The 16,564-nt window shown below is 59.6% G+C and carries 18 protein-coding genes; 13 read left to right on the top strand and 5 right to left on the bottom strand.

All coding sequences use genetic code 11. From position 1 onward, the window contains the following. Positions 1-105 precede the first annotated feature (105 nt). Entirely contained in the window at positions 106-1,146 is a 1,041-nt protein-coding gene (locus BUE15_RS05370) for an AI-2E family transporter (protein WP_073281864.1), read from the top strand. Positions 1,147-1,202: 56 nt separating this feature from the next. On the opposite strand, the gene BUE15_RS05375 is transcribed toward BUE15_RS05370, so the two are convergent. The 5 genes from BUE15_RS05375 to rsmA all read right to left on the bottom strand — a co-directional run bounded on the left by BUE15_RS05375 (position 1,203) and on the right by rsmA (position 6,532). Beyond that, positions 1,203-2,876: a M28 family peptidase gene (locus tag BUE15_RS05375; RefSeq protein ID WP_073281866.1), complete on the bottom strand. Its 1,674-nt coding sequence runs from the start codon at positions 2,874-2,876 to the stop codon at positions 1,203-1,205. A 175-nt stretch (positions 2,877-3,051) separates the two neighbouring features. Continuing rightward, a complete protein-coding gene (locus BUE15_RS22555; RefSeq protein ID WP_139252140.1) occupies positions 3,052-3,933 on the bottom strand; it encodes a nuclease A inhibitor family protein in 882 nt (293 codons plus the stop codon). A gap of 177 nt (positions 3,934-4,110) precedes the next feature. Continuing rightward, positions 4,111-4,584 carry a transcription elongation factor GreA gene (greA, locus tag BUE15_RS05385; protein ID WP_073281869.1) on the bottom strand — a complete coding sequence of 158 codons (474 nt, stop codon included), beginning with the start codon at positions 4,582-4,584 and terminating at the stop codon, positions 4,111-4,113. Between the two features lie 181 nt (positions 4,585-4,765). Next, a complete protein-coding gene (locus tag BUE15_RS05390) occupies positions 4,766-5,713 on the bottom strand; it encodes an NAD(P)-dependent oxidoreductase (RefSeq protein WP_073281871.1) in 948 nt (315 codons plus the stop codon). Positions 5,714-5,737: 24 nt separating this feature from the next. Beyond that, entirely contained in the window at positions 5,738-6,532 is a 795-nt protein-coding gene (gene rsmA, locus BUE15_RS05395; RefSeq protein WP_073281873.1) for a 16S rRNA (adenine(1518)-N(6)/adenine(1519)-N(6))-dimethyltransferase RsmA, read from the bottom strand. 203 nt (positions 6,533-6,735) lie between these two features. On the opposite strand from rsmA, the gene BUE15_RS05400 reads away from it, so the two are divergent. The 12 genes from BUE15_RS05400 (at position 6,736) to accC (ending at position 16,530) form a co-directional block, all read left to right on the top strand. Continuing rightward, positions 6,736-8,187, top strand: a complete 1,452-nt coding sequence (locus BUE15_RS05400; RefSeq protein ID WP_073281875.1) for a leucyl aminopeptidase family protein — start codon at positions 6,736-6,738, stop codon at positions 8,185-8,187. A gap of 29 nt (positions 8,188-8,216) precedes the next feature. Next, entirely contained in the window at positions 8,217-8,804 is a 588-nt protein-coding gene (locus BUE15_RS21470) for a hypothetical protein (RefSeq protein WP_073281877.1), read from the top strand. Beyond that, complete coding sequence (locus BUE15_RS21475; protein ID WP_073281879.1) at positions 8,801-9,142, top strand: hypothetical protein; 342 nt, start codon at positions 8,801-8,803, stop codon at positions 9,140-9,142. Before BUE15_RS21470 ends, BUE15_RS21475 begins: the two co-directional genes overlap by 4 nt. A gap of 58 nt (positions 9,143-9,200) precedes the next feature. Continuing rightward, positions 9,201-10,253 carry a 4-hydroxythreonine-4-phosphate dehydrogenase PdxA gene (gene pdxA / locus BUE15_RS05415; protein WP_073281881.1) on the top strand — a complete coding sequence of 351 codons (1,053 nt, stop codon included), beginning with the start codon at positions 9,201-9,203 and terminating at the stop codon, positions 10,251-10,253. 174 nt (positions 10,254-10,427) lie between these two features. Continuing rightward, positions 10,428-10,796 (top strand): helix-turn-helix domain-containing protein, encoded by a 369-nt coding sequence (locus BUE15_RS05420; protein ID WP_073281883.1) that lies wholly within the window; start codon positions 10,428-10,430, stop codon positions 10,794-10,796. A gap of 54 nt (positions 10,797-10,850) precedes the next feature. Further along, positions 10,851-11,408, top strand: coding sequence for a YceD family protein (locus tag BUE15_RS05425; RefSeq protein ID WP_244535883.1), 558 nt, complete (start codon positions 10,851-10,853; stop codon positions 11,406-11,408). A 63-nt stretch (positions 11,409-11,471) separates the two neighbouring features. Next, entirely contained in the window at positions 11,472-11,696 is a 225-nt protein-coding gene (gene rpmF, locus BUE15_RS05430) for a 50S ribosomal protein L32 (protein WP_073281885.1), read from the top strand. A 109-nt stretch (positions 11,697-11,805) separates the two neighbouring features. Beyond that, positions 11,806-12,747: a phosphate acyltransferase PlsX gene (gene plsX, locus BUE15_RS05435; protein ID WP_073281887.1), complete on the top strand. Its 942-nt coding sequence runs from the start codon at positions 11,806-11,808 to the stop codon at positions 12,745-12,747. 56 nt (positions 12,748-12,803) lie between these two features. After that, positions 12,804-13,817, top strand: a complete 1,014-nt coding sequence (locus tag BUE15_RS05440; RefSeq protein ID WP_073281889.1) for a beta-ketoacyl-ACP synthase III — start codon at positions 12,804-12,806, stop codon at positions 13,815-13,817. Between the two features lie 182 nt (positions 13,818-13,999). Then, positions 14,000-14,563 carry an elongation factor P gene (gene efp / locus BUE15_RS05445; RefSeq protein WP_073281891.1) on the top strand — a complete coding sequence of 188 codons (564 nt, stop codon included), beginning with the start codon at positions 14,000-14,002 and terminating at the stop codon, positions 14,561-14,563. 19 nt (positions 14,564-14,582) lie between these two features. Continuing rightward, the gene (accB, locus tag BUE15_RS05450; protein ID WP_073281893.1) at positions 14,583-15,074 is read left to right on the top strand and encodes an acetyl-CoA carboxylase biotin carboxyl carrier protein; all 492 of its coding nucleotides are present in this window, start codon (positions 14,583-14,585) and stop codon (positions 15,072-15,074) included. 109 nt (positions 15,075-15,183) lie between these two features. Then, positions 15,184-16,530 carry an acetyl-CoA carboxylase biotin carboxylase subunit gene (gene accC, locus BUE15_RS05455; protein WP_073281895.1) on the top strand — a complete coding sequence of 449 codons (1,347 nt, stop codon included), beginning with the start codon at positions 15,184-15,186 and terminating at the stop codon, positions 16,528-16,530. Positions 16,531-16,564: the final 34 nt, after the last annotated feature.

Raw genomic sequence — 16,564 nt, forward strand, 5'->3', positions numbered from 1 at the left:
CGTGGGACTGCAGCCGGTGCACTTTCGGGTTACCTGAGCGCCGGCAGGAGCGCCGGATAACAATATCTTTGTGGCTCTATCCTTCTCCTCACGTAGCCTGCCGCCATGCCCGACTCCATATACACGCCCCGTCAGCAGCGGGTGCTTCTGGTGGTATGCCTGCTGGTGCTGGCCGGCATGGTGCTGTTTGGGCTGGGCAGCTACATCACCGGGTTTCTGGGGGCCGGCATTCTGTATGTGGTGCTGCGCCCGTGGTTTACGGCGCTGGTGCACCGGCGCCGCTGGAATCGGCAGGTCGTGACGGTGGGGCTGCTGGTTTTTGCGCTGGTCGTCATCATTTTGCCCTTCACAGCGCTTAGCCTGATGCTGTTCAACCGCATCCGCTACTACGCCACCAACACCGACATCAGCCAGATCATGGCGGTGCTGCACGTCATTGAGCGCAAAATCGGTGTCACGTTCACGGCCGAGCAGAACGTACAGTCGTTGGTGCGGCAGGGCGTGGGCTGGCTCAGTCAGCGGCTACCTTCCCTGGCCAGCAGCCTGCTGCACTTCACCGTCGTTATAGGGCTGATGCTGTTCACGCTCTACTTCATGTACGTGCAGGAGGAAGCCTTTCTGCGCGGGTTGCGCCGCTACCTGCCCTTCCGCCCCGACACCCTGCACGAGCTGGGCGACTCGCTGAAAAACAACGTGAATGCCAACGTGCTGGGCCAGGCCCTCATTTCGCTGGTGCAGGCGGTGCTCACGGGCCTTACGCTCTGGGTGTTTCAGGTGCCGGATGCGCTGTTCTGGGGGATGGTGGCGTTTTTTATGGCCTTTATTCCGGTGCTTGGCACCCCGCTGGTGTGGGGCCCGGCCGCCATTCTCAAGCTTACGCAGGACCACACCGGCCAGGGCGTGGGCATCCTGCTCATCGGCGTCATCGTCATCATGAACATCGACAACCTGCTGCGCATCGTGCTGGCCCGCCGCATCGGCGACATTCACCCGCTCATCACGCTGGCCGGCGTGATTCTGGGCGTCGATATTTTCGGGATTCTGGGCCTGGTCGTCGGGCCGCTGCTGCTCTCCTACTTCATTGTACTGATGCGGGTATTTGAGCGCGAAAACCGCCTGCACGCCTCTCCCAAGAAACCGGAATAGCCTCGTGTCGCCTGGTGCGGCCGGCAGAACCAGGCCGCGGCGTAGCGGCTCGGGCCCTATTTCCCGAACCGCTCCCCAAAGAAATTACCCGGGTTCCAGGTGGGCCGTTTGGCGTCGTTGGCCACCAGGTAGCCAATCAGGAAATTGAGCTGCGCATATTTCCGGCCGGCCTCAAAGTCAAACTCGCCGTTGATGTCGTCCTGGGGCTTGTGGTACGTGACGGCGCGCCACTTCTGCACCTGCTCGCTGAGGTTGTTGCGGCCGTCGGCGGTTTTGTTGCCGTATTTGATGTGCAGCGCCGGAATACCCTGCGTCACGAAGCTGTACTGGTCGGAGCGGATAAACCGGTTCTGAGCCGGTTCGGGGTCAGCTTCCACTGTCAGGCCAAGCGCCTGGGCTGCCGTGGCCACGGGTGCGGCCAACGAGGAGTTTTCGGCCCCGAGCGGCACCACCGACAGCAACGGCGCAATAATCGTGGGCATATCGGTATTGACGTTGGCCACCAGCTGCTGCCGGGGTACAGTGGGGTTGCGGGCAAAATACGCCGAGCCCAGCAGGCCCAGCTCCTCGCCCGTTACCAGCGTAATCAGCACCGAGCGTTTCGGCTTTTGCTTGGCCTTCAGCTGCTGATAGACGCCCCCAATTTCGAGCAGTGTAGCCACGCCGGTGGCGTTGTCGTGGGCGCCGTTATAAATAGAGTCGCCGGCAATGGGAGCCCCCACGCCGAGGTGGTCGAGGTGCGCGGTGTGCACCACGTACTCGTTGCGCAACTGCGGATCGGTGCCTTCTATCTTGCCCACCACGTTGTAGCTGTCCACATCCTGGTGGCGGCTGCGCTGCGTGGCCTGCAGGCGCGGCAGCAAAGCCACCGAGGCCGGCCGGCCGGCGCGCAACGCACTCAGCACGCGGCCCGTATCCTGGGCGGCGCCCGCAAACAGCCGGTGCAAGGCGGCAGCGCTGATGGAGCCCGCCAGCGGCAGTTCCCCGCTTACGTAGCTTCTGGATACGGCCACTTTGCCGTCGGGCCCGAGTACGCTCACCATGCCCCGGAGTGGCTCGGGCGGTTTGGCAGTAGGCTTCACGCCGGCCAGCAGCACGCCTACGGCGCCGTGGCGCCGGGCCGTTTGCAGCACGGTAAGCAGGTCGGTGTTGTAGAGGCGCACGGCATCGGGAAACTGCCGGGCCTCTTGCCGCGTCACCACCACAATCTTACCTTTCACGTCGAGGCCGGCGTAGTCGTCGTAGCCCAGCTCGGGGGCGCTGATACCGAATCCGGCGAATACCAGCCCGGCGTCCACCGTTGTTTCCGTTTGCTGGGGATTGGGATAAAACGTGAAATCCTGCCCGTAGATGAGCGACACCGCCGGGCCGGCCGCTGGGGTAAGGCGTAGCGAGGAGCCGCTTTCAGTGAAGGCCCGCCGCAGCCGCACGGTTTGCAGGAAGGTGCCGTTTTCGCCGGCTGGCTGCACGCCGCGCTGCTGCAGCTGCGCCACCACATAGTCTACGGCCAGTTGGTAGCCCGGCGTACCCGGCTGCCGCCCGCGCAGCTTGTCGTCGGCGAGATACTGTACGTGCGCCTTGAAGGAAGCCGGGCTAATGCTGCTCATGGGCTTACGGAGCGGCCTGGGTAGGGTAGCTGTCGGCTGAGCCGCCACCGGACCATACGCCACCACGCTCAGCAGCAACAGCTTACTTACTCTACCAATCGTCGGCGTGTTTACTTTCTGCATATACGTACGTTTCTCAGCCCCTCTTGTCCAACGACAGCAAAGGGGCCTGACTGCTTATGTTCACTGCGGCACTTCCAGCTCCAAAGGCCTGGCAGATGCGGCAGTAACGTCTTTACAAGTGGATTCGGCTGGCATCTGCCCAACTCATTGCGCCCGGCCGTCCCCAACTTCGCTCCTAGGTTTCGGTCAGGACGGTTTTGAAGCCGGCCAGCTCGCCGGTTTCGGTGCGGCCCAGCGCGTAGGCCTGCACCTGCGGGCCGGTGCCCACGCGGTACACTTTCACGTCCTGCAGCTCCTGCTTCAGATACATCTGCAGCGCCTTGAAGCGGTTGGCCTGGGCCGAGTCGCCGAGCACGCCGTCGTCGGCGGTGTGGTTGCGCAGAAACAGCGTCAGCTCCTGTGTTTCCACTTTGCTGCCGGCGTCGGCCCCTACAGTCTGCAGCAGCGCAGCATCCGTAAGCGCACCCGTGGGAGCGGCGTAGTGCACCGGCTCCAGCGCCGCCTCCGATTCGCTCCTGTACACCAGCCCGTTGGTAAGCTGCTGCAGCTGTGCGGCGGTTGCGCCAGAGGTGCCCGGAGCAGCCGCCTCATTGGCTTCTTCGGTTTCGCGGGCGCCTTTGGAGGCCAGCGGGTCGGCGGGCAGGCCACGGTGGGCGGCATCAGCCGGCACCCGGGCGCTGATGGCAGCGGCCAGTTCCTTCATCCGGTCTTCGGCCACCTTGATTTTGGGGTTGGCGAAGTTCATGTCCGCCACCTTGTTCATCGGGATGAGGTGAATGTGGGCGTGCGGCACTTCCAGCCCGATAACAGCTACCCCGATGCGGCGGCACGGTACGGCCGCCAGCACCCCTTTGGCTACCCGCTGCGCAAACTGGTGCAGCGCGGCCAGCTCCTCCGCCGGCAGGTCGAAAATGTAGTCTACTTCGCGCTTCGGAATTACCAGCGTGTGGCCTTCCACCAGCGGCGTGATGTCGAGAAAAGCAAGGTGGTGCTCGTCTTCGGCTACTTTGTAGGCAGGCAGCTCACCCGAAACAATGCGAGAGAAAATGGAGGGCATACTTGGTGAAGTTAGGAAGTAGCAGATAGGCTGAGCCCGGCCGGAGCCTTGCAGCAGCGCCGTGGTGGCGGGGCCAAAGTACGAGGCAAAAAGCAAAAGGGCGAAGCCGGTGGCTTCGCCCTTTCAGAAACTGACCGGCAATGCTGTGTGGCAGCGCCCGTCTTTCTCTACCAGCCGCTAGCGGCTGATTTCCAGAATTTCAAACTGCAGCTTGCCGGCTGGCACCGTAATTTCAGCCGTATCACCGGCCGATTTGCCCAGCAGGCCTTTGCCGATGGGCGACTTCACGGAGATTTTGCCGGCGGCCAGATTGGCTTCTTCCTCGGCCACCAGCGTGTAGTCGAGCACCATGTTATTTTTGAGGTTCTTGAGCTTCACCTTGCTCATAATGAGCACCTTGGTGAGGTCCAGACCGGATTCATCGAGGATGCGGGCATTGCCGACAACTTCTTCCAGCTTGGAGATTTTGAGTTCCAGCAGGCCCTGCGCTTCCTTGGCCGCGTCGTACTCCGCGTTTTCGCTCAGGTCGCCTTTGTCGCGGGCTTCGCGCAGCGCTTCAGCTGCTTCGGCCCGGCCGCGGATTTTAAGATCCTGCAGTTCGTCCTTGAGTTTTTGCAGGCCTTCGGCGGTATAGTAGTTGATGGTGGCCATGGGGGTTGGTGGGGTAAGCTAAAAAACAAGGAGAACGGCCGGCGCCGCCGACCGTTCTCCAACACAGGTTTAAGACAAATATACGAATCTGTGCCGAATGATGCCAGCCCCCGACGAATGGGCCGGCTCGCAAACCAGGCAGCCGGCAGCTTCAAGCTACCTGCTGCCTGTGGGTTAGCGCCTAGGCTACGGAGCGCAGAAAAGCCCCGATTTTGTACGCCAGTACCTCATTGATGCGCTGATACGACTGAAAGCTCCAGCCGCCTACGTGGGGCGAAAGCACCACCTGAGGCGCTGCCGCCAGGTACGCAAAGCGCGCCTGCTGCTCAGGAGTCAGCGCGGCCAGCTTTTCATTTTCCAGCACATCCAGGGCGGCGCCGCGCACCTGCCCGGTTTGCAGGCCCCGCACCAGCGCGGCATGATCGAGCACCTCGCCCCGGGCCGTGTTCAGGAGCCAGATGGGGTTGCGGAAACCCAGCAGCAGCGCCTCGTCCACGAAATGATGATTGGCGGCCGAGTACGGAATGTGCAAACTCAGCACCTCGGCCCGCTGCTGCAATTCCTGCAACGTCACCAAAGTAGCATACTGGTCGGCGGCCACGGCGGGGTCATGGTCGTGCGCCAGCACGGTGCAGCCAAAGGCGCTGAGCCGCTTGGCAAACGCGCGGCCCATGTGCCCGTAGCCGAGCAGCCCAATGGTTTTGCCCCCGATTTCCTCACCCCGGTTGGCTTCGCGGTGCCACTGCCCAGCCCGCACCTGCTGGTCGGCCCGCGCGATGTTGCGCAGCAGCGCCAGCAGCAGGCCCACGGCGTACTCACCCACCGCGTCGCGGTTGCCCTCGGGCGCGTTCAGCAGCGTGACGCCGGCTGCCGCCATGGCCGCTTCATCAATGTTATCGACGCCGGCGCCGGCGCGAGCCACGTAGCGTAGCCGCGGGCTGTGGCCGAGCAGCTCGGCCGTGATGCGCAGCTTGGAGCGCACCATCAGCCCGTCGTAGGGATGCGCGGCCAGGGCGGCGGGCACTTCGGCGGCCGTCAGATCGGGGCGGTAGTGCAGCGTCACGCCCAGCGGCTCCAGGTACTCGGGGAGGCTGGGGTGCATTTCGTCGATGACGAGGCAGAGGGACATCCGGATAGACTGTCTTTGTCGTTGCTACTTGTTATCGAGCCGCTCCCGCTCCACCAGTTTCGTCAGGCCCACAAAATCAGTCACGCTAAGCTGCTCGGCGCGCTTATCGAAGATAGGGTCGGTGGTGGCTTCGGGGGGCATGCCGAAGGGCTTGAGGGCGTTGCGCAGGGTTTTGCGGCGCGTGGCGAAGGCCTGCTTCACTACCTTAAAAAACAGCACCTCGTCGCAGTCCAGCTTCTCGGTGGCGTTGCGCATGAGCCGAATCACGGCCGACTGCACCTTGGGCGGCGGGTTGAACACGTGCGGCGGCACCGTGAACAGGTACTCAATAGTATAGTAGGCCTGCAGCAGCACGCTCAGAATACCGTAGGTTTTCGAGCCCGGCCCCTCGGCCAGCCGGTCGGCCACTTCCTTCTGAATCATGCCCACACACTCGCGCACCTGCTGCCGGTGGGCCAGCACCTGAAAGTAGATCTGGCTGCTGATGTTGTAGGGAAAGTTGCCGATGATGCTGATGGGCTGCCCGCTGTAGAGCTTGCCGAGGTCCATCTTCAGGAAATCCTGCGAGTAGATGCGGCCGGCCAGCGCCGGAAAGTGCTTGCCCAGATATTCCACCGACTCGCGGTCAATTTCCACTACCGACGTCTGGTAGCGCGGATTCTGGAGCAGCGTTTCGGTGAGTACGCCCATACCGGGCCCGATTTCCAGCACTTCCGTTACGCCGTCGGGCAGGCGCAGCGCCTCCACTATTTTGCGGGCAATATTGGAATCGGCCAGAAAATGCTGGCCCAGGTGTTTTTTCGCTTTAACGGAATCCAAGGCAACGGAAAATGTAAGGTGAGGAAGGAAGAGTGAAGAACCGGATGAGCAACGGCCCCAGCCGAAGGCGGCAATGGATTCGTTTCTCATTCTTCTTTCTTCATTGCCAAAAGGCCTACCTTCACGACCTCAAAGGTACGCCCTGCCTGCCGAATCCGGCAGGGGTCGGTTTTTGATTCGTTCAGGCTCTGTTATTTTTCTTTATGTCGCTCCACCTTGCCTACGCCGCCGATTTCCCGTCTACGGCCAACACCGTGTTCATCCTGCCCGCCGGTACCACTGAGCTGCCCGTAACGGCTTCCGCCGACCTGCCCGCGCCGGCCCGCCAGTACGTGGCCGAACAATTGGCCGCCGACAGCAAGCTGATTCGGGTCAACCAGTACTCGCACCAGCATTACTATGTGGTGGCGGCCGACAAGAAAACGCCCGACCTCGCGGCTGAGGCCCTGCGCAAAAGCGGCCACCAGCTCCACGCCCTGCTCAAGGCTGATAAGGTAGAGGAGCTGTTCGTGTGCAACCTGACGACCCCGGGCGGCGCGCTGGCGCTGGCCGAAGGACTGGCACTGACGGCCTATCAGTTTGAGGGCTACAAAACCGACGAGAAATCCAGGGAAGCGCCCAAGCTGCAGCGCCTCACGCTGGTAGGCCCCGACCTTGATGCCGATAAAGTACAGGAGCTGGCGGGCGTGCTGGAAGGCGTTTGCCTGGCCCGCGACCTGGTGAATGCGCCACTGAACAAGCTCAATGCCATCCAGTTTGCCGAGCGCATGGCCGAAGCCGGCGAAAAAGCGGGTTTCACCACCGAAATTCTGGACCTGGTCCGGATTGAGGCGCTGCGCATGGGCGGCCTGCTGGCCGTGAACCAGGGTAGCCCCGAGCCGCCTACGTTCACTATTATGGAGTACAAGCCCGAAGGCGCCCGCAACAGCAAGCCCTACGTGCTGGTGGGCAAAGGCGTGGTGTTTGACACCGGCGGCCTGAGCCTGAAGCCCACGCCCGCCAGCATGGACATGATGAAGTGCGACATGGCCGGCGGCGCGGCCGTAGTAGGCACGCTCTACGCGCTGGCCAAAAACCAGGTGCCGCTGCACGTCATCGGGTTGGTGCCGGCCACCGACAACCGCCCCGGCGGCCTCGCCTTTGCCCCCGGCGACGTCATCACCATGTACAGCGGCCTGACGGTAGAAGTGATGAACACCGATGCCGAAGGCCGCCTGCTGCTCGGCGACGCGCTGGCCTTCGCCAGGAAATACGACCCGGAGCTGGTTCTCGACTTCGCTACGCTCACCGGTGCGGCGGCCCGCGCCATCGGCAAGGAAGGCATTGTGTGCATGGGCACAGCCGAGGAGGAAACACTTCTGGCCTTGAAAAAAGCTGGCAACCGCACCCACGAGCGGCTGGTTGAGTTTCCGCTGTGGGACGAATATGCCGACCACATCAAGTCCGACATTGCCGACATCAACAACATTGGCAAAGCGGAAGCCGGCGCCATTTCAGCCGGCAAGTTTCTGGAGCGTTTCACCGAGGGCTACCCCTGGGTGCACTTTGATATTGCCGCTCCCGCCTACCTCACCGCCCCGGACTCTTACCGCGGCAAAGGCGGCACCGGCACTGCCGTGCGTCTCACATATGAGTTCTTAGTGAATAGGGCTTAGAATCTACCAGCTACATTACGCTTCGCAATATGACCGCTATCGAACAAGCTGCCCACCAATCCACGGCTGAATCTTTACAATCTACTTTTCACGAGCAAGTAGTAGAGCACCTTTTCATTGCTGAGTTGCTCCAAGAGGCTTGGCTACGCTTCAATAGAGTAGTAGAGGTAATGCGCTCTGAAGTAGATGCTTATGGCTACGATTTAGTATTAGAATGTCAGGGTATAGTTCGACATGTTCAGCTAAAAACTTCTCGACAGGATGCTGCCACTTCCCGGCAAAAAGTAGGAGTAGCGTTATGTACAAAGCCCAGTGGATGTGTGGTCTGGATTAAAAGAAAGGAAGATAAATCAGACACAAAACGCTTCAAGTTGAGCTACCTCTTCTTTGGCAACAGCCCTGGTCAGCCCTTACAGAGTTTACTTGAAATAGAGGCTGATGGGAAACCTAAATTTCCAGAGGCCACTCACACCAAGCCAAGCAAGGACGGTAACTATAATGTTCGTAAGGCAATGCGATTAGTGAGAAAGCAACACTTCGTTCCTAAAGTCTCTCAAGGTAAAGAAGGCATGACAATGACCGACCTTTTCACCTACCTTTTCGGCCCAGCTTCATGACGTTTTCAGAATGTCAAGATTACATCCGTGAATTGGCCGTTCAACATCGTACCGATGATTCTGAGCACGATGTTCTAGAATTATCTGCATTTCAAACCATCCTCTGCTTCGCACTACATGAGGGGTGGCAAGCTGATATTAATATTGTACAAAAGGTACTACACGGCTCTGATTGGAATACGAACGAAGAGGATGACGAGCATACTACTTGGCATTATATGTACTTGTTGCTGGACGAATTTGAAGCTCAAAACGGAGATAAGCTGCTACCTGTACAAACTGCTGAATTGTATAATTTTTGGCAAACTGAATTTTGGGGCAACTCAGATACCGATTAGCAAATAGTGTCTCTCGTCCTGCCTAAATCTTAGGTTCTACTTTTCAAGCCCTAAAATCATGCTCCCACGCATTGGCATTTCCGTTGGCGACTTAGCCGGCATCGGCCCGGAAATCATCTATAAAACCTTCCTCGATGCGCGCCTGCTCAAGTTCTGCACGCCGGTAGTGTACGGCACGGCCACCGTGCTTTTCGACGATTTTCCCGTTTCCGAGGGCAGTGAACCGCTGACGTTCCGGCAGGTGCGCGAAGCCGCCGACATTGCGCCGGGTAAGCACAACGCCGTCACCTGCTGGGAAGACGACTTTCATCTGACGCCCGGCCAGCCCAGCCAGGCCAGCGGCACGGCAGCCCGGCAGAGCCTGCTCGCCGCCGCCCGCGACCTGAAGGCCGGCCTGCTCGATGCCCTCGTTACGGCCCCCATCAGCAAAGAAAACACCCAGGCCGACGACTTCCGCTTCCCCGGCCACACCGAGTTCCTGACCAGCTTTTTCGAGGCTAAGGAAAGCCTGATGCTGCTGGCCAGCGACGAACTGCGCGTAGCCACGGCCACGGGCCATATTCCGCTGAAAGACGTGCCCACCCGCGTCACGAAGGAACTGCTGAATACCAAGCTGCGCATTCTGCTCAAGTCGCTGAAGCAGGATTTCGGCATTGAAAAGCCGCGCGTGGCGGTGCTGGGCCTCAATCCGCACGCTGGCGAAAACGGCCTGCTGGGCACCGAGGAAGGCAGCATAGTTACGCCCGTAGTTCAGCAACTGCTCCACGACGGCCATCTGGTGTATGGCCCCTACCCCGCCGATGGCTACTTCGGCACCGGTCAGTACCGGCAGTTCGACGCCACCCTCTCCCTCTACCACGACCAGGGCCTGATTCCGTTCAAGACGCTGGCGTTTGAGCGGGGCGTGAACTTCACCGCTGGCTTGCCCGTCATCCGGACTTCGCCCGACCACGGCACCGCCTACGGGCTGGCCGGCCAGTACAAAGCCGATGAAACCTCGTTCCGCGAGGCTCTTTATATGGCGTGTGAACTGGTGCGCCAGCGGCAGATGCTGGCCGGTATTAAGCCGCTGGTTCCGGGCCCGCCCCTGCGCGGTGGCCGCCACGAATAAGAACTGGAGCCACTTTCGGCACTATCGAAACGGTCAGCACCTGCAAAGTGCTGACCGTTTTTTATACGCACAGGAAAACATTCTTTCCAAAAACGAAATTTTGTTTGCGGATTCAAAACCAGTCTGTAGCTTTGCAGTCCTATTACACCAACTTCGGTTCCGCTCCCTTCCCGCATGCTGCTTCAAACTCCTACTGACTACCGCACCGCTCTGCGTCGCCTCGACGCGCTGGTGGCTGCCGGAGTGGAGGGCAACGAGGCGCTGGAAACGGAGCTGCGGGAGCTGATCGGGGCGCTGGACCTGTACGAAAGCAAGCTCGGCCTGCTCCCGATTCCGAACCTGCCTACGTCGTTGGCCGACATGATTGAGCTGAAGCGGCAGCAGATGCGGCTCAAGCAAAAGGATCTGGCCCAACTGCTGGAAGTACCGGCCGGTCGCCTTTCCCAGATTCTGAGCGGCAAGCGCCGCGTGACGCTGGACCTGGCAAAGCGGCTGTACGAGCGGCTGGGCATTCCGCCCGACTTTATCCTGAAAAACGCCTGATCCGAAGCGCTACGCCGCCATTCGCTTTTACAAACCGGGGAAATCTTTCTACTTTTGCCCCCTGCTACAAACCTGACCGTGAAGAAGGACGCTCAATACGACATCAACATTGCTAAGCTGGCCGACAAAACGCACCACTTCGCGTTTGAGTTGGATCGGGCTTTCTTCGAGCAGTTTGAGCAGCAGCTGATTCCGGATGGCCAGGTGCACGCCGACGTGACGCTGCACAAAACCGACCGGCTGCTTACTTTCGACTTCCATCTGAAAGGCACCGTGCGCCAGGTTTGCGACCGGAGCCTGGACGACTACGACCAGGAAATAGAAACCCGGGAGCAGCTGCTGGTGCGCTACGGCGACCGGGACCTGGAGCTGGACGACAACGTACTCCAGATCAAGACCGACACCCAGACGCTGCCCCTGGCGCAGCACCTGTTCGATTATATCGGGCTGGCCCTGCCTATGAAGAAGCTGCACCCGCGCTTCCAGAATGAGCCCGACGAAAACCCGGACTCCGACACCAAGCTCATCTTCACGACCCGCCAGGAAGGCGACGATGAAGACGACGAGGACGACACGGATCCGCGCTGGAACGCCCTGCGCAACCTCAACTAGCGCCGACTGCAGCTGACTTGCTTTTGTAATTTTTCACTTTGCTTTTAATACCCCCTTTCAACCATGGCACATCCTAAGCGCCGGACCTCCTCCGCCACGCGTGACAAGCGTCGCTCCCACCACAAGCTCACCCCGAAAGCAGTATCGATCTGCTCCACTACCGGCGAGCTGCACCTCCGTCATAAGGCGTACGTAGTAGACGGCGACCTGTACCTGCACGGTAAAGTAGCTATCAAAAACTACGCTCCCGTAGCGGCTCCGGCTGCTTCCGATAACGACGAAGAATAGTTTTCGTCTACGGTTAGTATTAAGTGCCCCGGCTTTTCTTGCCTGAGAAGCCGGGGTTACGCTATCCGGCCCGGCTTTTCTCCTTCGTTTCTCCCTTGATACCCCATACATGAAAATAGCCCTGGACGCTATGGGGGGCGATTTTGCGCCCCAGGCCGCAGTGGAAGGTGCCATTCTGGCGGCCGCTAAGCTTGCTGGCAAAGCGCAAATCGTGCTCATCGGCCAGGAGGCTGCCGTTCGTCCGCTGCTCGAGCAGCACGGCGCGGATGCTGCCAGCCTGGAACTGGTGGCGGCCTCGCAGATCATCGAAATGGGTGAGCACCCGGCTAAAGCGTACCAGCAGAAGCAGGACTCCAGTATTGCCGTAGGCTACCGCATGCTGCATGCGGGCGAGGTAGAAGCCTTCTGCTCGGCCGGCAACACAGGCGCTATGCTTGTGGGAGCTATGTTCAGCGTGAAGGCGGTACCCGGCGTGATGCGCCCGGCCATTGCCAACTTCGTTCCGAAGCTGACTGGTGGCATGGGAATTCTGCTGGATGTAGGTGCCAATGCCGAATGCAAGCCCGAAATGCTGGAGCAATTCGGCGAGTTGGGCTCGTTGTATGCGCAACACGTGCTGGGCATTGCCACCCCCAAAGTGGGCCTGATGAACCTGGGCGAGGAAGAAGGCAAAGGCACCGCTATTACGCAGGCTGCTCATCAGCTGCTCAAAGTAAATCCGCACATTCATTTCATCGGCAATATCGAAGGGCGCGACCTGTTCAACGAGAAAGCCGACGTTATTGTCTGTGACGGCTACACGGGCAATGTAATGCTGAAAATGGCAGAGTCGGTTTACGACATCATTGCTGAAAAGCAGTTCCACGACCCGTTCTTCGACAAATTCAACTACGAAGCCATTGGTGGCTCGCCCATTCTGGGCATCAACGATAATGCCATTATCGGGCATGGCGTGAGCACCCCGCTGGCCATCTGTAACATGCTGTTGCAGGGCTACCAAATGGCCCAGTCTGGTATTTCCGACCAGATAAAAAACACCTTCAAGTCCTAGGACTAAGTCCGGCTCCGGCCGGACTTTTTCTTGCCGCGTTTTCCGCTTTTTCTTCAATGAAAATAACCGCCGCCGTTACCGGAGTGGGCGCTTACGTGCCCGAATATGTGCTCACCAACCAGGAGCTGGAAACCCTGGTAGATACCACCGATGAGTGGATAACGACGCGCACCGGCATCAAGGAGCGTCGCATTCTGAAAGGCGAAAACCAGGGCACCTCGGTGATGGCCATCAAAGCGGTGCAGCAGCTGCTGGAGAAAACCGGCACCAAAGCCGAGGATATCGACCTGCTGATCTGTTCCACGACCACGCCCGACTTGGTGTTTCCGGCTACGGCCAACATCGTATCGGCGGCGGTGGGCACCACCAAGGCCTTCAGCTTCGATATGCAGGCGGCCTGCTCAGGCTTTCTGTTCGCGCTGGCCACCGGGGCTCAGTACATCCAGACGGGCACGTACCGCAAAGTAGTGGTGGTGGGTGCCGACAAGATGTCGTCCATCATCGACTATACGGACCGCGCCAACTGCATCATCTTCGGTGACGGAGCCGGCGCCGTGCTGCTGGAACCCAACACCGACGGCTACGGCGTACTCGACCAGGTGCTCCGCTCCGATGGTACCGGCGAGCAGTACCTGCATCAGAAAGCAGGCGGCAGCCGCCGGCCGCCTTCCGCCGAAACTGTAGCCAACCGGGAACATTACGTGTACCAGGAAGGCGCTACCGTTTTCAAGTTTGCCGTCACGAATATGGCCAACGTAGCTGCTCAGGTAATGGAGCGCAACCACCTCACCCACGACGACGTGGCGTGGCTGGTACCGCACCAAGCCAATAAGCGCATCATTGATGCTACTGCCAACCGTATGGGCGTGGGCCCCGAGAAGGTGATGCTCAACATCCAGCGCTACGGCAATACCACCAACGGCACCATCCCACTGTGTCTGGCCGACTACGAGTCGCAGCTGCGCAAGGGCGACAACCTGGTGCTGGCCGCTTTCGGAGGTGGTTTCACCTGGGGCTCGGTGTACCTGAAGTGGGCGTACGACCCGAAACCTGATCCGCAAAACGCCTAGCATAGCGGCGCGAAAACGGAAATCCTCTATACTTGCACTCCCGTCGTGCCGCCCCGCCAACTTACCGGGACGGCACTTCTTTTTTGAACTCAGAATTAAGAGTCAGGAAATTAAGAAGTGATGCGCTACGCTTCTCTCTTGCCATTCCCAGTTCCTAATTCTTACTTATTCATTCTCCACCCATGGCCACCACCGCAGATTTTCGCAACGGGCTTGTTCTCAACTACAACGGCGAGTTGCACGTCATCACCGAATTCCAGCACGTGAAACCCGGCAAAGGTCCGGCGTTCGTGCGCACCAAGCTTCGCAACATCAAAACCGGCCGCGTGATTGACAACACGTTCAATGCCGGCGTGAAAGTGGAAACCGCCCGCGTGGAGCAGCGCCCCCACCAATACCTCTACAAAGACGACTACGGCTACACGTTCATGGATAACGAGTCGTTTGAGCAGGTGGTGCTGCCGGAAGCCATGGTGCCTTTCGCCGACCTGATGAAGGAAGGCCAGGTAGCCACCATCCTGTTCCATGCCGAAACCGAGCAGCCCCTCACGGCCGAGCTGCCCACCACGGTGGAACTGGTGGTAACCTACACCGAGCCGGGCCTGAAAGGCGACACCGCCACCAACACGCTCAAGCCGGCCATCGTGGAAACAGGCGCCCGGATTCAGGTGCCACTGTTCATTGATACCGACACCAAAATCCGCATCAAGACCAGTGACTACTCCTATGTCGAAAGAGTCAAGTAAGCATCCCACCCCCGCTGCCATGAAAGCCAAAGAACTCCAGGACCTCATCGACTTCATTGCCAAGTCGGGACTGAACAAAGTCAACATCGAAACCGAAGAATTTAAAATTTCGGTTCAGCGCGAGCCCAGCACAAAAGTGGTGAGTGGCGGCCTAGCGGCGGCCCCGGCCGCTATGGCGGCACCGGCCGTAGCGGCTGCTGCGGTTGCAGCCCCAGCCGCTACGGCCGCAGCACCGGCCACGGCCGCTACGGAAGCCGCTGCAGGTGGCAACCACGTACCGCTGAAAGCTCCGATGATTGGCACGTTCTACCGCAGCAGCAGCCCCGATTCGCCGGCTTTCGTGCAGGTAGGCGACCTGGTGGAGAAAGGCCAGGTAATCTGCATCATCGAAGCTATGAAGCTCTTCAACGAAATTGAAGCTGAGCAGAGCGGCCGTGTGGTGAAGGCTATGGTCGAAAATGCCTCTCCCGTGGAGTACGACCAGCCGCTGTTCCTGATTGAGCCAATGTAATTTTAGAGCTTAGAGTTGAGAGCTTAGAACTTAGAATCTGTGAGCCGGCCCAGCGCCGCCGCGGGTCTAGGTTCTAAGCTCTCAGTTCTCACATCTAACCCTGAGAGCTGTGTTCAAGAAAATACTGATTGCCAACCGGGGCGAAATTGCGCTGCGTATCATCCGCACCTGCAAGGAAATGGGCATCAAAACGGTAGCCGTGTACTCTACCGCCGACAAGGAAAGCCTGCACGTACGCTTCGCCGATGAGGCCGTGTGCATCGGCCCGCCGCCCTCGGCGCAGAGCTACCTGAGCATCCCGACCCTGATTGCCGCCGCCGAAATCACCAACGCCGACGCCATTCATCCGGGCTACGGCTTCCTGAGCGAAAACGCGGAATTCTCGCGCGTGTGCCAGGAAAACGGCATCAAGTTCATCGGGGCCTCGCCTGAGATGATCAACCAGATGGGCGACAAAGCTTCGGCCAAAGCCACCATGATCAAGGCCGGCGTGCCCTGCATTCCGGGTTCCGTGGGCCTGCTCGACTCGCTGGAGCAGGGCAAGAAGGTAGCGGCTAAAATCAAGTATCCGGTTATCCTGAAGGCTACGGCCGGCGGCGGCGGGCGCGGCATGCGCATCATCAACGCCGAAGACGAGTTTGAGAAAGCCTGGAACGATGCCCGCACCGAAGCCAAAGCCGCTTTCGGCAACGACGGCGTGTATCTGGAGAAATTTGTGGTGGAGCCCCGCCACATTGAAATCCAGGTGTGCGGCGACCAGTTCGGCCATGTGTGCCACCTCTCCGAGCGTGACTGCTCCATTCAGCGCCGCCACCAGAAGCTGGTGGAGGAAGCTCCGTCGCCCTTCATGACCGATGAGCTGCGCGAGAAGATGGGCAAGGCGGCCATTGCCGGCGCTTCGGCCATTGGCTACGAAGGCGTAGGTACCATTGAGTTCCTGGTCGATAAAAACCGGGACTTCTACTTTATGGAGATGAACACCCGCATTCAGGTGGAGCATCCCGTGACGGAGGAAATCATCAACTACGACCTCATCAAGGAGCAGATTAAGGTGGCGGCCGGTATTCCGATTTCGGGGGCAAACTACTACCCCAAAATGCACGCCATGGAGTGCCGCATCAACGCCGAAGACCCGACCAAGGACTTCCGCCCCTCCCCCGGCAAAATCACGACGCTGCACATCCCCGGCGGCCACGGCGTGCGCGTCGACACGCACGTATATGCCGGCTACCAGATTCCGTCGAACTACGACTCGATGATTGCCAAGCTCATCACCGTAGCCCAAACCCGCGAGGAGTGCATCGTGAAGATGAAGCGCGCCCTGAGCGAGTTTGTGGTGGAAGGCGTGAAAACCACGATTCCCTTCCATCTGGCCCTCATGGACAACGAGGACTTTAAAGCCGGCAACTTCACCACGAAGTTCCTGGAATCGTCCTTCGACTTCTCGACGCTGTAGGCGTCAGGTTTGCTTTAAAGTAAAAAGACCAGCC

The sequence above is a fragment of the Hymenobacter psychrotolerans DSM 18569 genome (genome assembly GCF_900142395.1).
In the GTDB taxonomy this organism is placed as follows: Bacteria; Bacteroidota; Bacteroidia; order Cytophagales; family Hymenobacteraceae; genus Hymenobacter; species Hymenobacter psychrotolerans.

Excerpts from the sequence above, each read along its gene's own strand:
- BUE15_RS05390 (WP_073281871.1), bottom strand. The coding sequence starts at position 5,713 with ATGTCCCTCTGCCTCGTCATCGACGAAATGCACCCCAGCCTCCCCGAG.
- greA (WP_073281869.1), bottom strand. The coding sequence starts at position 4,584 with ATGGCCACCATCAACTACTATACCGCCGAAGGCCTGCAAAAACTCAAG.
- BUE15_RS21475 (WP_073281879.1), top strand. The coding sequence starts at position 8,801 with ATGACGTTTTCAGAATGTCAAGATTACATCCGTGAATTGGCCGTTCAA.
- BUE15_RS05400 (WP_073281875.1), top strand. The coding sequence starts at position 6,736 with ATGTCGCTCCACCTTGCCTACGCCGCCGATTTCCCGTCTACGGCCAAC.
- BUE15_RS05370 (WP_073281864.1), top strand. The coding sequence starts at position 106 with ATGCCCGACTCCATATACACGCCCCGTCAGCAGCGGGTGCTTCTGGTG.
- pdxA (WP_073281881.1), top strand. The coding sequence starts at position 9,201 with ATGCTCCCACGCATTGGCATTTCCGTTGGCGACTTAGCCGGCATCGGC.
- plsX (WP_073281887.1), top strand. The coding sequence starts at position 11,806 with ATGAAAATAGCCCTGGACGCTATGGGGGGCGATTTTGCGCCCCAGGCC.
- BUE15_RS22555 (WP_139252140.1), bottom strand. The coding sequence starts at position 3,933 with ATGCCCTCCATTTTCTCTCGCATTGTTTCGGGTGAGCTGCCTGCCTAC.
- accB (WP_073281893.1), top strand. The coding sequence starts at position 14,583 with ATGAAAGCCAAAGAACTCCAGGACCTCATCGACTTCATTGCCAAGTCG.
- BUE15_RS05420 (WP_073281883.1), top strand. The coding sequence starts at position 10,428 with ATGCTGCTTCAAACTCCTACTGACTACCGCACCGCTCTGCGTCGCCTC.
- rpmF (WP_073281885.1), top strand. The coding sequence starts at position 11,472 with ATGGCACATCCTAAGCGCCGGACCTCCTCCGCCACGCGTGACAAGCGT.
- efp (WP_073281891.1), top strand. The coding sequence starts at position 14,000 with ATGGCCACCACCGCAGATTTTCGCAACGGGCTTGTTCTCAACTACAAC.
- BUE15_RS21470 (WP_073281877.1), top strand. The coding sequence starts at position 8,217 with ATGACCGCTATCGAACAAGCTGCCCACCAATCCACGGCTGAATCTTTA.
- BUE15_RS05440 (WP_073281889.1), top strand. The coding sequence starts at position 12,804 with ATGAAAATAACCGCCGCCGTTACCGGAGTGGGCGCTTACGTGCCCGAA.
- BUE15_RS05375 (WP_073281866.1), bottom strand. The coding sequence starts at position 2,876 with ATGCAGAAAGTAAACACGCCGACGATTGGTAGAGTAAGTAAGCTGTTG.